The following is a 15,677-nucleotide window of genomic DNA, read 5'->3' as shown; positions in this document are numbered from 1 at the left end:
CGCTCCTTAATGGCTTACTCGCGCTTGCGGCGGCGGTTGGTTTGCAGCACATGGTTTACCCTGACGACGTGGGCATCAATGAACTTTTTAAGTTCAGCAATCTGTTGGCTGCTCAAAGATACGTTTTCGCCCGCATTCAGGCGGCGGGCGATTTGGTTGAGGTTTCTGCCTATCATGACCAACTGGTAGTTAGACTGCGACAGCACATCGGCTTCAAATGCCGATAAAATCGGATGATGCGAGATATGGGATTGGATAATATCTCTGACGACATCATTGATGGAGCCGCGACGTGTATCCGCTGCCACCTCAAGATAGGCGCGGTCTTTATCCGGTAGGCGCAGGGTGATGCGCTTTTTACATTTGGGCGGCGGCAGTTGTACCGGATCGGGTTCGGCGGCGGCTTCCAACTCCGCCTGCAACAGTTTTTTGGCCAATAAAGATACACTGGCTTTCCCGAAACGTTTAAAGGCCACTTCGCGAAGAGATTGTAATTCGTGTTCTTTTAGACCAAACACCCTGACAGGTATTGATTTCGCTTGGTTAGCTGTTTCATTCATAAATCATACATCCCGAAAAAGCCTGCATCGCGTATAGATGCAGGCTAATCTACAAACGCTATTCAGAATCACCGATCTAAGCCGGTTTCGGCTTGCCGCTCCGCCGTAACCTCATATTTGTTTGCGGCTGCCTGCGTTTGCGAACGGTAAAAATTAATCCTTGCCTGCAACTGCACATCGGCAGGCAGGCCGGATATGGTTTTTTCCAACGCATGTTCCAAAACGGTGCGGTGCTGTTTGTCTGCCGTTGACAACGTGGCCGTCTGCATCAGGTATTGGTGTTTCAACATATTCAGACTGCCGTGACGGCTTGGCTCCGCCCCATCATTGGAAAAGGCCGTCTGAACGGTTTCAGACGGCCTGGCTGTGTTGTTGGTAGTTTTTTCGACCGGCTCCGGCGGTGCGGCCGGAGCCTTCTTCGGTTCCTGACTGATCTCTTTTTCAAGTCCCATCACATAGCCCTGAATTTTGTCGGCATCACGGGCGGCTTTAAGGATTTCGGTAGGTTCGTCGGTCAAAATCTGTATCCATGTGCCGACGTAGGCCGCATGGCGGCTCGGGTCATGCGGCAATCCAAGCTGCCGCGTCAACATCATGGATGCGATTTCGGCTCGTAACTCTTCCCGGGCATAAGACAGAGTGCCGTAACCGCCGGAAAGCTCGCGGTTTAACCGGCTTTCATGCCCCGTCCAATGCCCTAGTTCGTGCAAAGCGGTGGCGTAATACAGACCGGCATTCGGAAACTGCTCTTTGTGCGGCAGCACGATATGATCTTCAGACGGCCAGTAATAGGCGGCATCTCCATAACGGTGTTTGATTTCCGCGCCCGAGGCGGCGAGAAGAGCTTCAGCACGTTGGTGGTTTTCCCATTCATGCTGCGGGGAGTGTATGGGTTTCCATTCGGGCAGACCGTCTATTTGCTCCGCATTGAAAACGCTGAACGTTTTGATATAGGGAAAGTCGAGTTTGACAAACTCCTTCTGCGGCTCGCCCTGGTCGTCCAAGGCCGGCTTGCCGTTTTCGTCCTTAACCGTTCGCTCGACATGGGTAATCAACCGTATCAGCGGTACGCCTTTTTCGCCTTTGCGGACTTGTGCGCCGACCGACTGCGCCTGTTTGTAAGTCAGCCAGCGCGGGTCATTATACGGCTGCATCATCAATTTCAGCGTATTACTGCCCGAATAGGTTTTGCCGGTGAGATGGTTATACGGCAGACCGCTCATGGTAGGCTCCCACGGCTTTTGCCACGGAGCCGTTCCGCTTTTCAAATGCGCGATAAGTTCTGCGGCAATGGCTTCGGCGTATTGCTCTTGTGCATTTTGCGTATTCTGTTGCTCTTTGCTCATTTCTTCCTCCAAACAAAATACCCCGCACTGTTTAAGTACGGGGGTATGTTTCAACCGGTTTTACCGCTGGCCGTCTGAAAGCAGTTGTTTTGCTGACTGCGGCTCGTCGGGATTGTCCAAATAAGCCTGTATGCTTTCTTCTGAAGTGCAAGCATCTAAATAGCGTTGCTGCTCATCGGGGCTTAAACTAAAAAACACTTCAGCCTCTTCCGGCGTGAAGAAATTCTCCAGCGGCTCCTTTTGCTGCAATTCAAGCAACAGATCATTTTCCGACATACACTCTCCTTTTCGTTAACGTTCCACTTCCATTTCTTTGCCTTGCGAACGTTCATGCCGTTGATTTCGTTCGGTTGTTTGCTGGGTAGGCGTTTGCTGATGGGCGGGCTTTATCGGCTTGGGCAGTTTCAGCTTGCTTCCGCTCATCTGTTTGGCCGTATGCTCATAATAGTTGGTCAATGCCAACGTGCGGGCATCACCTTTCAGACCGCGGATGGTGTCTAGAACATTTCGCTCGTGCCATTGCAGGTGCTGCTTGTTCGCTTTAGACAACTTGGCTGCCTTATCCGCGTAAACCGCTTTGGCCGACAGATAGTTCGTTTCCAAAGCAGCCGTTTTCATACGGTTGGCCTGTACGACCACTTCGGAGCGGATTTCGGATTGTCCGACGGCTTGCAAGGGCACACCCGGTTGCGTGTCGGCGGCATGGGAAGAGTTGATCGTAGCGTCAGACGGCAACTCGTTCTGTGCCATCATCTTATCTGCCTTCGACAGCATCTCCACGTCGGGCTTGGTGGACACCTTTTGCTCGCCTTTAGCCGGCGTTTCTTTCTCCTGCTGCTGCCGGTTGTCTTGCACGATTTCCATGCGAAACAGGTTGCGCTCGACTTCTTTTTTCTCGGTACCGGTAACTTGGCCGTTTTCATCACGGACAGCTACTTCAATCTCAACCGGTTGTTTACCCAACTTGTGCAAGTGGATGCGGTCGCCGACTTCGGCTCCGCTGCGTGCCATTGCATCGGGAATATCCACGCCCCATACAGTGCGCTCCTTGCCCTCCCTTTCCAGCACGATATACGGACTGAGTTGCTCTTTAGGGTTGTGGCGGTAATGTGCCATGCCGACATCCACAATCCGTTCGCCCACTTCTGCGGCCGCTGCGGTTTTGGTCGCTGCACCCGCTTGGGTTTCAGACGGCTTTTGCCGTTTATCGCCGGGATATGGGGCGGGCGCAACCTTTTCCTTTACCGGCTCTATTGCCGGTGCGCGTTCGGGCTGCGGTTCGATGGCATTCAACGAACGCTCCTGCCGCATCCGCTCCAACAAGGCCAAGTCTTCGGGTTTGGGGCGGTATCCGGTGGTGCGGATACCCCGGCTTTCAGCCGCCACATACATCATGGCCTTAAACTCTTGGCTGCCGCTGATTTTGATGCTGTCCCAGCCTTTCTCTTTGGCCACTTCCAGCATATCGTTGATGGTTTGCATATCAGTCTTGGCGGTACTGATTTTTTTACCCGCATCCGTGAACATCACGGTAGTGTGGTTGGCCGCCGACAAATATTTGCCACCGGCAACAACGTAACGGCTCTCAATGCTTTCCGGCGGGATACGGTAATTCAAATCGGTTACGGGCTTTTTGACTGATGCGGCATCATGTTCGGGTATCCCTTCGTTTTTCTCCGGGGCGTTACCCGGAAGGGGCGATTCCCAGCCCGCTTCTGTTTTACGGAATGTAATCAATTCACCGTCGTGGGTTACGCCTTCATACTCGCCTATATCGCCCGCTTTATCCAAATCGGCTTGGATTTTTTCCGGTGTATCCTGCAAATACTGGGTATCGGTGCGCGGATCATACATTTCATAATGCTTGAAATCGCCTTCATAATACGAATGGCCGGATACCCCGTCGGCGGTACGGCCTCTGCCGAAAACGTGATCGGGATCCACACCCTGATAGGGTTCGGGTTCTTTTCCCCGGCGCAGCGCGGCGTATTCGATGATGTTTTCCGACAGGGCGGCGTTTTCAGACGGCTTTTCCGCTGCGGCTTCCGTCCCAACTGCATCATGTTCGTTACTGTTCATCTCCTGCTCCTGTAAAACAGAAGCCGCCTCAGTTTGGGCGGCTTGGTGTGGCGGTTCGGCGGGCGGTGGAGCGGAATAGCCCGACAAGCGGGCTTCTTCGGCAACTACGGCTGCCCACTCTTCATCTGTCATGGCGGATGCGGCGGCGGGGCGCGGTTGCCCGACTTCCGGCGCGACAGCGAGTTCCGCTTCAGGCCGTCTGAAAGCCGCTTCCATTTTTTCGCGAACGGCTTCGATACCGGCCAAATGGTGCAAGTCGTTAAAATCGCTCGGCAGCTTGGGGCGGCCTTGTTCGTCCATGCCGTTTTCCTGCTGGTATTGTCTGATTTGGGTCATGGTAAATTCCGGTTCGACAACCTGTGCCCGACCGCCGAAGTATGCCGCTGCCTGTAAAGCCTTTTTCATACCTGTCTGACTGGCATCGTTATCTACTGCAAGCGTAACAGGTACGTTTTCAGGCAAACTTTTGGATAAACGTTCCGATACCGTTACCATATTTCCGGCATGGAACGCCACGATAACGGTTTTACCCGTGGCTTGGTGGATACTTGCGGCCGTCGCAAAACCTTCGGCGATTACGATACCGTTTTGGGTGTTGGCGGCGTCGCCCACTACCGCAAAACCGCCTTGTACTTGGCCGTCGGCCAAAAACCGCTTGCTGCCGTCCTGATTGATGGACTGGACGTTGACAATCTCGCGGTTGAAATACACCGGTACCAACAGATTATTGTCGCCCTGATACAGGTTTTGGCGCAGCCCGGCGATAGCGGCAGCACCGGTAATGCCTTTGGCCGCCAAGTAAGGATGGCGGGCTTCGGCAGGCGATGCCTGCGCCCAAATACGTTGGGCTAGCTGTTTGACCTGTTCGCGGCGTTCGGCGCGGGCTTGTTCTTCAGCCAAACGCACCGCTTCCCGCTCTGCCTGAATCCGCGCCTGTTCTTCGGGCGACGGCGGCGTATAGGGTTTGTCGGAACGGTAGCCGTTGGCACGGGCGTGATAAAACAGAGAGCCAATGTGCACCAGCCCGGGTTTGAATGATTTCCAAGCTGTTTTAGCATCACGGGCATTATAGTTATCCGCTCCTTGAGACCAGCTGTCCCACAGGTTAAAACCTTCTTCGCCCAGCTCGTCTTTCAGGGCTGAGCCAATCTGTATCCATGTGTCGCGGTCATGGGCATCGATATAAGTTAGTGCATTACGGATGTCATCGTAGTTGCTCATAACTGTTCTCCAAAATTAAAACGGCCGTCTGAAATTTTCAGACGGCCTGTGTATTACCTTTAATTATTAAGCCGCTTCCGGCTGTTGATTATTGCTGCCTGTCGAAGTGTTTTTCAGGATTTCCGACACGATGGACATTCTGCCTGCGCCCCAATTTTGGATGATCACCGGCACCACTTCGGCCACAAACTCCGGCTTGCTGTCCGGCGGAATCAGTGCCGTAATCAGCGCACGGGCAATCTCTTCGTTGTTGGCTGCTTCCTCCCACTTGAAGCTCGCCATATCTTCAGGCGAAACATAATCCGGTGTTATCACTTTCGGCGGTTGCTTCCGGGTAAGGGTGAGTTGCAATTCAGGCACATGGGGAACCGGTAAATTGGCACGTTCACGCAAAATCGGGTCTTCGTGGTAGATGATTTTGTCGGCATAGATAGGCCGGATACCGGTCATGTTGATAATCACATCACTATCGGGCATGATTTTGAGCTCGTCGGGATTCATGACCGCGCGTTTTTGATCGCTCACACTGTTACTGCTGCTACTGCTGTTTTTGCCTCGTGAACGCGAGGACGACTTGGCTTTGTAGGTATAGTAACCGATCAGCTTGCTGAGTTCTTCAGCCTCATCCTGTTCACGCGGGGCAAACACCAAGCGGCAAGTGAAGTTACTGAAAAACGTTTGACGGCCGGTTCTGCCGTAAACCTTCTCAACTTGTCCGGGTGTCTGAAATACGATGGTTGGGCGGATACCGTAACCGGCCAAGTAGCCGACACCCTCTTCGATAGCCGGAATGCGGCCGAGTGCCGTAAATTCATCCAACATCAAAAGGCACTGGTATTTAAGCGCCTTATTGTCCTTTGGCAGCCCTTGTCGCACGTTGACATCACACAACTGGCTGAAAAACAGATTCAGCAGCGTGCCGTACACTTTGATTTCTTCCGGCGAAATGCCTAAATAAATCGTGGTAAGTTCACGGCGCACATTATCCAGGTAAAAATCATCGCCGCCGGTGGCCGCTTCAACCGCAGGGTCAAGAAAAATCGCCAGCGGCGCGGTCATGGTGGACAAAACATCACCGCCGGTCTTTGCGTTACCATTAGCGAAGCCCATCAACAGTGTTCGGCAGTTACTGCTGAGTTGTGTTGTCTCCGGCTGCGCTGCCCGCAATTCAAACTCTGCCTGTATCCACTCTTGCAGGGTCTTGCCGTCAGTAGGGGCAGTAAGCCGAAACAGGTTGGCCATCGTGGTTTTGTTTTCCGGCTGGCTTAAATCACGCTCCTTTTCAGTCTCGATCAAATAAAGTAACAGCCCGGTAAACAACTTCTGCGCCTCCTGCTGGAAAAACTTGGCGCTACCGCGGTCTTCCGTCGGTAACGGGTAAAATACCGCTGCTACCGCGAGCGCATCCTTGTAGGTATTGATCGGGTTTCGGCGCACATAAGTCAACGGGTTCCACCGATGACTTATAAGGGGAGCATTTGGATCGCGGTCGTGGTACGGCATGGTGCCCGAAGGATTGAAGAAAAACACCTTGTGACCGCAGCGGGCGCGGAAGCCCGCCGTGATCAGGAAGTTTTCTTTTTTAGGATCATTAACGGCCATGCTGTGCCGATAGTGCAGACAGTTTGGAATCACAAAGCCGACACCCTTACCGCTCCGGGTTCGCGCGGCTAGATAGACGAAACCATCGTTTGCCCAACGCAAGTATTCGTCTTTATATTTGCCTATCAGCAAATCGGGTGGATCTGAATCTTTAAAATCGTTTTTAAACAGCCCGGTCTTCTTTATTTCCCGAAGGTTCGCAAAGCGAGCCGAGCCGTGTAGTTCTTTTTTCGGACGGGAAAACAACGCTGTCAGAAACAATACCACAACGAAAACCGGCAATAAGGCAGCGGCAACGGTGGAGACGTGCAGCCGCCAAACCATGCCTTTAGGCAACTGTTCTATATGCTGCCAATATTTGATAAGCAGAGATACCGACGGTTCGGTTTTTAATCCCAGCCATTGTGTATAAAGCATGGCTCCGATATACAAACCTCCGCAGACGGCTACTACCATCAACAGGCCAAACAACAGAGCCGCTACCAAATATTTCTTCATGGACAAACTCCAAAGCAAAGGCCGTCTGAAAATTTCAGACGGCCTAAAAAAAACAAGCTCAGCTTACATCATGTTGTAAATACTGCCATCCTGCGAGACATCATTACCGGAATGAGTATGACGGTTTGCAGTATGGATTATTTGCATTTCGTTGGCGATTACTTCAGTTACGTTGCGCTCGATACCGCTGTTGTCGGTATATAGGCGCGTCCGAAAACAGAAAGGCAGTCTGAAAACCGTTTTCAGACTGCCTATGCTTACTTTATTGGTTAAATGTGTAAAGCACAATACACTTTATCGCCATCAAAACCTTTACTTACCAGTTTCACTGTTTTGAACGTTTGCCCTTCATCATCCGTTACCACAACGATAAGTTCTTGGTCTTCAAAGGTTTGAAGCTCTTGAATAGTTTGGGCAATACTTTTCTGCCGGTCTTCCCATTCTGTTGTTCCGCTCATTTTTAATCTCCTACGCGTACTGATAAATCTTCGTTGTAAGTGCCTAACCTGGTTTGCTTGCTGCCAAGAGCCGCAACGGTCTTGGCAGCTTTCCAAGCTCCACCTTTGTGGCTGTCCACATCAGGAGTAATATACGGCAATCCTTTAACCTTTGCAGATTTCGTTGCTTCATACACAGCCTGCCCATTAGAAATTTGCCCGGTCTTTTTATAACCGAGTTTCTCTGCTGCCCGCGTTGCGGCAGCCGTTGTGGGGAAATATGGTGCAGCATAAACAGAAGTCAGCGGTCAAAATACAGTACCCGACAAACTGAAAGCAACCAATATGGAACGCAGTAATTGCTTGGTTTTCATATGGTATTCTCCCAACCTTTGATCAAGTTGTCCGAACATTTTAGTTTCCACAGGGAGAAAAAGCAATCGGATAGATAGGGAATATCTGCTCATATCTTGTTTTCAGACGGCCTTAAATCATGTTGTAAATACCGCCTTCCGGTGAAGCGGCATTACCGGATTGTGTATGGCGGTTGGTCGTATGGATCATCTGCATTTCGTTACACACCACTTCGGTTACGTTGCGCTCGATACCGCTGTTGTCGGTAAATGTTCGCGACCGCAACTTACCGTACACCAAAATGCAGTCGCCTTTTTTCATATACTGGCACACGACCTCAGCGTGCCGACCGTATAGCAAGACAGGGAACCATTCGACATGCTCTTTAAGCTCCTTCGTTTTTTTTCTGTCCATTTTTCGGCAACGGCCACTGTGATTTTAGTCATCGGCGTACCATCGGGCATGTAACGTAGCTCCGGGTCTTTGGCCAAGTTGCCCATTACTTCGATTTTGTTGATGTATGGCATTTTTAATCCTTTCAAACCAAAGGCCGTCTGAAATTTTCAGACGGCCTTTAGCAACATAAGATATTAGTATTAGGGACGCTCTTGTAACTGTTGGATTTGCGAAATAGTCTGAAACGCCATTCTTAAATCAAGTTTGGCATCTTCAGGAGAAACATAGGTCTCAAGCGTATAATCAGCTTCATTTCTAGCATTTCTCAGTTTTTCCATCTGACGACCGATAACCTTTAAGTCTCTTCGGTTTTGCTGCTTGAAAAAATCAATAAGCTGTTTGTGCATGGAGTAACCAGATGTATATGTAAATCCCAAACAATTAAAAGCAAACTGCAAACCTGTATGATAAACACCGTAATACATCCGACTGACTGCATTACGGTTGCCTATTTCATTTTCACCTATCATAGTTTTTGCACTATCTACAAAATCTTTTGGGTCAATCATAATCAACTGCCTATGCCATAACTCGGATTATAAGGGCGGCACGAAATATTAAAATTAATCAGATTTTTATCAACAGATTCTTCCATATCCACTAATAGGCGGGATAGGGATTCATCTGCTTCGGCGAGCCGTTCTACATCGGTTTCAAAACAGAGCATTTTTAACTCAATAAAAATATCGTATTCCACTGAATAACCAAAAGAGTAGGTTGGGATCTGCAAACCTTTTTCTGCAAGAAGTTTCTTGGCGGCTAAAATAGCCTGAACCATTGCAGATTGAGAAACTTCGGTATCTTTCAACAGCAGATAAATTCTTTCCAAGTCATCTTGGTAGTTTGGCTCCAACGATTCCATCCGTTTCAAACGTTCGATAACGTAACCGGCATCATCAACAAGTCCGTAAATCATACCCATGTAAGCCAAAGGTTTCAGATAGCCAGGATCATCTGTATTGTTTGCCGAATCAAACATCTGCTTGAGGTATTCCGTAGCCTCATCGAAAAATCCCATTCGATTTAATCCGTTCACACGGAAAAAATCTGCCAATGTCGGTTTTCCGTATGCCGAAATAAAATCAAAATGCTTGTCAAATTCCGCTTTCCGGTTGGTTGATTATAGAAAGCCGTAAACTCAGATTTAACTGCCGGTGAACTCATCAGCGTCGTGGCATCATAAGTTGCCTGAATCAAATCCCAATCATAACTTTCACGATAACGCACATATTGTGACAGCCAATATTTATTGATCACTTCGTCATAGTGCATTTCTTTATTTTTAACCGTGGTGATGATATCCACCGCACCTGTTGTATCGTTTACCCGCTGTACAAACGAAACTGCCTCTTTCAACGGAGTAAGTCCCATAACGGCACCAACGGCCAAAGCGCTTACAGCCAAACTTCCAAAAAAGCCTTTTTTCCAGCTTTTGGCTTGGGACAGCGCAGATTCAACCTTTGATTTTTCAAAATCAGCAGACATCTGCATCATTTGATCTGTTTGTTTATTAACACTTTGCTCCCGTTTTTTTCTGCCGCTTCTTTGCGTTCCGCAGCAGTTTTCGGTTTTTTTGAGAAGAATTTACCTAGCATTTTTGACCTCTAAAGTTTTATTAATCGGAAAAGGGGTGCCGGAAGGTTTAGGTGCTTTCGTGGAACACCCGAAAACAAATGAAACAGTGGCTAAGACGAGTAATGTTTTTTTTCATCAGACTGCCTTTCTAAATAAGAAATGCCTGCCGGATAAAATCAGGCAGGCATCGAAGTGATAATCAAAAAATCAGTTTATTCGACGTCCGTTTCGGTAAATGGGTGCAGGACGATCGTCATAGTCAGAGGAGGGCGGCGCAATTGGTGCAAAAATCATGCCGAGAAATACCAATCGGGGAAAAACCTTACTACCATAGCGCAAGCCATAGCAAGTAGTAATGTGACAATATAACGCATGATAATCTCCTATTCTTTTAACCGACCGAATACTGCATCATTTACCCGTCCACTCCACTCCCTGCCGTTAAACAGGTTCTTTATCACTACGGTTCGGCCGTAACGGTCATTAAGATAAACAGTATAAGTACAAAACAGCCAACTGAACATGCCCGGCCGGAATTGAGCCTGATCAAAATTTTCCCACCTTACTCCGCGAATGCCGCGTGTCCAGGGGAAAAGCCCACAGTAAAACCAAACTCCCTCTTCATCTACAAAGGCTTTATATTGGCGGAATTTTTGCAGGGATATGTTTTGGAGGTTGACAGTTTGTCGGTAGGATTGTCGTATTATCCGAAGCAGCAGGCTTAAATGGCACAGGTCAGCCGTTAAGTTGTGTTGAATGGGTATTTAAGTTTTGTTTGCATGGAAGTTTGAAAAAAGGCCGTCTGAAAATTTTCAGACGGCCTTCTGCTTTAGATACAGGCATTAATTATGTGACTTGACCAAACGATATGCCTGTATGGTGCGGTATTACACAATCGCAGTAGTGTTTGCAGCATCTTCGGTGTAGGCAATCGTTTCGGCAACCGGGTAAACCGCGGTATCTGCCATGCCGGTACCGGCGACGGCGGAAGAGGCGGGCAGCAGGCTGTCGAGTGCGCTGTCCAGCGGGTTGTTGCCGCTGTCGAGCAGGCCGTCTGAAACGCTGTCGGCAGTGTTGTCTGCTGTTGCAGGCAGATTGTCGCTGCGGACTTCGACGGCAGCCGCGTTACCTTCGGTAACTGTGTCTGCACCCAATACCGGGATAATTTCTGAGTCGTCGATGACTTCAACAGAAGTATCGTCAGCCGAATGACCGCCAAGCAGTTTGGCCAGCTGGCTATTGTCGACTTCACCGTCGTCAAACACGAATTTGGTTACGGCTGCTTTGTCGTCATTCGTTTGACCGGCAATGGTCAGGGTATCGGCACCGCTGTTGAGCGAAATCACCCAATCTTGTGTACCGTCAGGTTTGTCTACTGCCTGAAGACTGACTTCGCCTTGAGAAACACCTTTCAAGACAACGGTATTGCTGCCTTGTGTGTCGTAAATCACGTCATGGCCGTAGTCTTTGCCGAAGTAGTAGGTATCGTTGCCGGCACCGCCATGCAGACGGTCGTCACCACCCAAGCCGTTGAGTGTGTCGTCGCCTGCGCCGGAACGGATTTCGTTGTTCAGGCTGTTGCCGGTGATCTTGTCGTCAAATGCGGTACCTGCCACGTTTTCGATAAAGTCGGTTTTGGCCGTGCTGCTTACCGTTGTGGTCAGTTTGTGAATATCGCCTTGCAGAATCGGATCGATTTGGCCGGGCGCGTGGTCGGCAGCAATATCGGCAACTTTGGTACCGTCAAATGCAATCGGTTCAAGGGCGTGTGTGGAGTAAATACCGCCGAAACCGATGGCGTGTGAAACGATTTTGTGTTTGATGACAAAGTTTTCCCACTCTGCTTGACGGGTCATACTTAAATAGCTGTTAGGCTCGCCGTCTGAAAGGAACATAGAGAAGTTTTGGCCTTTTTCGTTAAACACATCGCCACGGTTGGTTACAAATGCAGTTTCTGCGGTATCCAGAGCGCCATAGTAGTTGGTGCCGCCGCCTGCATATAAGGTGTTGATGGCTGAAATTGCCTCTGCCTTATTCATCCATTTGTTCATGCCGTTGAACACGACATAACCATAATCGCTGAAGCCGATAATGCGGATGGCCGTGCCGCCGGTTTGGCTGTATTTCTCAATCAGCTCAATAGCGGCTTTTTGGGCATTCTTCATATTTGTGCCCCACATACTGCCCGAGGTGTCGATGATCAGCATCAGGTTGGTTTTATCGCCTGCGCCGCCTGCAACACCGCCGCTGCTGCCTGCACCGATTTGAATGACGGTATCGCTTCCGATACGGCCTTCAAATTTACTCAGATCGATTTCTACGCCTTGTTTGGCGTTGCCGAATGCGATGGTGTCGGTGTCTTGGCTGCTGCCGCCGTCAATAACGGTTTTTTTGCCTGCACCTTCGATAACGAAAATATCGTTGCCGTTACGGCCGACTAAAACGTCATCGCCGTCTGCTCCGTTGAGTTCATCGCCGCTGTTGCCGCCAGAAATGTAGTCGTTACCTGGCGAGCCTTTAAGCGAAATCACGGTAGCACCGTCTTTTTTCACATTGTCGGCAAGCAGATCGCGGTAGTCGAGATCTTGCACGTTTTTGGTTTCGGCATTGCCTTCGGAAGCGGAAACGATGTTATCCAACACTTCGGCTTTGCCGGCAGCAGGGCTGTTGTCGGCATTGATTACTTTTACCGAAGAAGTCACGGAGTGCTCGGCAGTCAGTTGGCTCGGCTCTTCAAAAATCAGAGTGCCTGTGCCACTGATGATTTCCACGCCTTTGAGAACATCGAGGTTTTTAACTTTAACGGTGATGTTGCCGCCGATATCGATTTGTTTCACGCCGTTTAACTGGCCTGCATCAAAGACAACGGTCGCAGGTGCGCTTTGGCCTTTGATTCTCAATACGCCCACACCGTCGCCGTTGATCTCCAGTTTGTCCAATTGGGAAGCAGCGAAAGTCACATCGGAAGGCATGTCGACTTTTTCAATGCTTTGAAGCGCAGCAACGCTCAGGTCAGTGGTGCCGAATACATACAGCGTGTCGTTGCCTTCGCCGCCGTCGAATACGTCGCCGTTAACGACTTCCGCCCAATCTTTGCCGTTCAGGTTGCTTGCGGCGCTGCCTAAAACGTCATCGTATGCTTTGTTGTCGGTTTGGATACCGGAAGTGGCGTTGCCGACGGCAATGAATTTGTCGTCACCCATACCGCCTTCGGCCTTATCCGCGCCCGCGCCGCCGCGCAAGGTATCGTTGCCTTTCAAACCTTGCAGTACGTCGTTTTTGTTGCCGCCGTTCAATACGTTGTCGTTATCGTCGCCAACCAGCGTCAGCCCTTCTTCAGGCTCCGGTTGCGGCACGGTTGTGCCGTTGACGGCTTTCAGCAAATCAGCGGCGCTATAAGAGAGGCCGTCTGAAAATTCAAATTGTGCTACGCTGCCGGCAGCTTGATTTTGAATGGTCAGGGTGTCGCCGGTTTCTTTGATGGTAATTACCCAGTCAGAGCCGGACTCGACGATGCTCAAGCCGTCGGCAGTGATGCCTTCGCCAAAGCGTACGACGTTGTCGTTAGAGCCGTCTGAAACCACGTCATGATGGTAGCCTTTGGCAAAGTAATATGTATCTTTGCCTTCGCCGCCGCTCAACAGGTCGTTATCACTGCCGCCATCTAAAAGGTCGTCGCCTTTGCCGCCATCGAGAACGTCGTTTCCGCCGCCACCGTAGAGGGTGTCGTTGCCGTCTTTGCCGTCTAGGGTGTTGTAGAATTCGTTACCGGTCAGAATGTTGTCCAAATCGTTGCCGCTTGCTTTGAGTGCGGCTTCGTTGGATTTCAGGGTCAGATTCTCGGCATGATCGGCCAAAGCGTAGTTAACGCTGGAGAATACGCTGTCGATACCTTCATCTTTTTCTTCGTTAACGGTGTCGTTGATGTGGTCGACATGGTAAATGTCGTCGCCTTCGCCACCAACCATTTTGTCTTTACCTTCTTCACCGTCTAAGATGTCGTTGCCTTTGTGGCCGTACAGGCTGTCGTTGCCTTTGCCTGCTCTCAGGTAGCTGTCGTCATTGCCGCCGCGCAACACGTTTTCGATATCGTTGCCGACACCGTCGCCGCTCTTCAGGAACAGATATTCCACATTGTCGGACAAGGTGTAGCTGCCGTTTGAAATCACCAAATCGATACCTTCTCCGTCTTTTTCATGAACGGTATCGTTGGCATTGTCTACATAATAAGTGTCGTTGCCTTCTCCGCCGACCATTTTGTCACGGCCTTCGCCGCCGTCCAAAATATCGTTGCCTTTGTGGCCGTACAGGCTGTCGTTGCCTTTACCGCCGTTCAAGCGGCTGTCGTCATCGCCGCCGCGCAACACGTTTTCGCCGTCATTGCCGGTACCGTTGCCGCTCTTCAGGAACAGATATTCCACGTTGTCGGATAAGGTGAAATCGCCGTCGCTGTGCACCGTATCGATGCCGCCGTCTGCTTCTTCAACCACGGTATCCTTGCTGTCGGCATAGTAAACGTCGTCGCCGTCGCCGCCGGCCAAAATGTTTTTACCGCTGTTGCCGGTAAGGGTGTTGTCTAAATCGTTGCCGGCCGCATTCAGGTCTTGGTCTCCGGTCAACACGACATTTTCAATGTTGTCGTGTGCAGTGTAATCAACGGAACTGTAAACAGTATCTTTGCCTGCACCAAAATTTTCTACTGCTACGTCGCCGCTGTCGTCTACATAATAAGTATCGTTACCGGCACCGCCTCTCATGATGTCGTTTTCGGTGCCGCCGTCCAAAATGTCATGACCGCTGTTGCCGATTAGGGTGTCGGAACCTGCGCCGCCGAAAAGGTAGTTGTCGCGGTTGTTGCTGGTAATGTGGTTGTCCAAGTCGTTGCCGTAGCCTTTCAGACGGCCTGAACCGGTTAACACCAGATTTTCAACATTGTCGGCCAATGTGTGCGTAATGTTGCTGTATACCGTGTCTGTGCCTTCGTCGGCCACTTCGATAACGGCGTCGGCTTCATGGTCGACATAATAGCGGTCGCTGCCTTCGCCGCCTTCCATATGGTCGGCACCGTTGCCGCCGTATAATGCGTCATCGCCTTTGCCGCCGAACAAACGGTCGTTGCCGTTTAAGCCGAAAAGTTCGTTATTGGCTTCGTTGCCGCGCAGTTCGTTGTTCAGGTTGTTGCCGTAGCCGCTAAGAATCTCGTCGCCGGTCAGCTCCAAATTTTCCACATTGTCGGGTAGGGTGTAGTCGACGGAACTGAGAACGGTATCGTTGCCGTGATACATGCGCTCGACGATGGTATCTCCGGTATGGTCGACAGTGTAGGTATCGTCTTTGGGGGTGCCGATAAAGGTATCGACTTTAGGTTCGCTGGAAACGGCGAGGGCAGGTTGTCCTTCGAAGGAATCAACCGATAATTTCTCGTCTAGTTTGGCGGTAACATCAATTTCTTTTGCGCTGATTGTGTTTACTGCACTCATCACTAACTCCTTTAAGCATTTATTAAAAATCACCTTTCTTATGTAATACAAAGTTAAAAAAAACTCCGT

Annotated in this window: 13 protein-coding genes; all 13 read right to left on the bottom strand. The window is 50.2% G+C overall.

Annotated features, from left to right (window positions below; all coding sequences use genetic code 11):
* Positions 1 to 14: 14 nt before the first annotated feature.
* The 13 genes from mobC to EL309_RS03450 all read right to left on the bottom strand — a co-directional run bounded on the left by mobC (position 15) and on the right by EL309_RS03450 (position 15,608).
* A complete protein-coding gene (gene mobC / locus EL309_RS03515) occupies positions 15 to 560 on the bottom strand; it encodes a plasmid mobilization relaxosome protein MobC (protein WP_050793661.1) in 546 nt (181 codons plus the stop codon).
* Positions 561 to 628: 68 nt separating this feature from the next.
* The gene (locus EL309_RS03510; RefSeq protein ID WP_004282724.1) at positions 629 to 1,906 is read right to left on the bottom strand and encodes an ArdC family protein; all 1,278 of its coding nucleotides are present in this window, start codon (positions 1,904 to 1,906) and stop codon (positions 629 to 631) included.
* Positions 1,907 to 1,966: 60 nt separating this feature from the next.
* Complete coding sequence (locus EL309_RS03505) at positions 1,967 to 2,182, bottom strand: hypothetical protein (RefSeq protein WP_004282725.1); 216 nt, start codon at positions 2,180 to 2,182, stop codon at positions 1,967 to 1,969.
* 15 nt (positions 2,183 to 2,197) lie between these two features.
* Positions 2,198 to 5,206 (bottom strand): LPD7 domain-containing protein, encoded by a 3,009-nt coding sequence (locus tag EL309_RS03500; protein ID WP_004282726.1) that lies wholly within the window; start codon positions 5,204 to 5,206, stop codon positions 2,198 to 2,200.
* A 66-nt stretch (positions 5,207 to 5,272) separates the two neighbouring features.
* Positions 5,273 to 7,306 carry a type IV secretory system conjugative DNA transfer family protein gene (locus tag EL309_RS03495; protein ID WP_004282727.1) on the bottom strand — a complete coding sequence of 678 codons (2,034 nt, stop codon included), beginning with the start codon at positions 7,304 to 7,306 and terminating at the stop codon, positions 5,273 to 5,275.
* Positions 7,307 to 7,575: 269 nt separating this feature from the next.
* The gene (locus tag EL309_RS03485) at positions 7,576 to 7,764 is read right to left on the bottom strand and encodes a hypothetical protein (RefSeq protein WP_004282728.1); all 189 of its coding nucleotides are present in this window, start codon (positions 7,762 to 7,764) and stop codon (positions 7,576 to 7,578) included.
* 2 nt (positions 7,765 to 7,766) lie between these two features.
* Positions 7,767 to 8,048 (bottom strand): toxin C-terminal domain-containing protein, encoded by a 282-nt coding sequence (locus EL309_RS10840; RefSeq protein ID WP_081463179.1) that lies wholly within the window; start codon positions 8,046 to 8,048, stop codon positions 7,767 to 7,769.
* A gap of 181 nt (positions 8,049 to 8,229) precedes the next feature.
* Positions 8,230 to 8,511 (bottom strand): single-stranded DNA-binding protein, encoded by a 282-nt coding sequence (locus EL309_RS10770; RefSeq protein ID WP_234395541.1) that lies wholly within the window; start codon positions 8,509 to 8,511, stop codon positions 8,230 to 8,232.
* Positions 8,415 to 8,624 (bottom strand): single-stranded DNA-binding protein, encoded by a 210-nt coding sequence (locus tag EL309_RS10835; protein WP_036494600.1) that lies wholly within the window; start codon positions 8,622 to 8,624, stop codon positions 8,415 to 8,417. Before EL309_RS10835 ends, EL309_RS10770 begins: the two co-directional genes overlap by 97 nt.
* A gap of 69 nt (positions 8,625 to 8,693) precedes the next feature.
* Positions 8,694 to 9,062, bottom strand: a complete 369-nt coding sequence (locus tag EL309_RS03465; protein WP_004282732.1) for a hypothetical protein — start codon at positions 9,060 to 9,062, stop codon at positions 8,694 to 8,696.
* A gap of 2 nt (positions 9,063 to 9,064) precedes the next feature.
* Positions 9,065 to 9,571 (bottom strand): hypothetical protein, encoded by a 507-nt coding sequence (locus EL309_RS03460; protein ID WP_004282733.1) that lies wholly within the window; start codon positions 9,569 to 9,571, stop codon positions 9,065 to 9,067.
* A gap of 14 nt (positions 9,572 to 9,585) precedes the next feature.
* Positions 9,586 to 10,047, bottom strand: a complete 462-nt coding sequence (locus tag EL309_RS03455) for a type IV secretion system protein (RefSeq protein WP_004282734.1) — start codon at positions 10,045 to 10,047, stop codon at positions 9,586 to 9,588.
* 968 nt (positions 10,048 to 11,015) lie between these two features.
* Positions 11,016 to 15,608: a VWA domain-containing protein gene (locus tag EL309_RS03450; RefSeq protein WP_004282737.1), complete on the bottom strand. Its 4,593-nt coding sequence runs from the start codon at positions 15,606 to 15,608 to the stop codon at positions 11,016 to 11,018.
* Positions 15,609 to 15,677: the final 69 nt, after the last annotated feature.

The sequence above is a fragment of the Neisseria weaveri genome (genome assembly GCF_900638685.1).
Taxonomy (GTDB): domain Bacteria; phylum Pseudomonadota; class Gammaproteobacteria; order Burkholderiales; family Neisseriaceae; genus Neisseria; species Neisseria weaveri.
The sequence above is the reverse complement of the archived record's forward strand: the minus strand, read 5'-3'. Positions and strand labels throughout refer to the sequence as shown.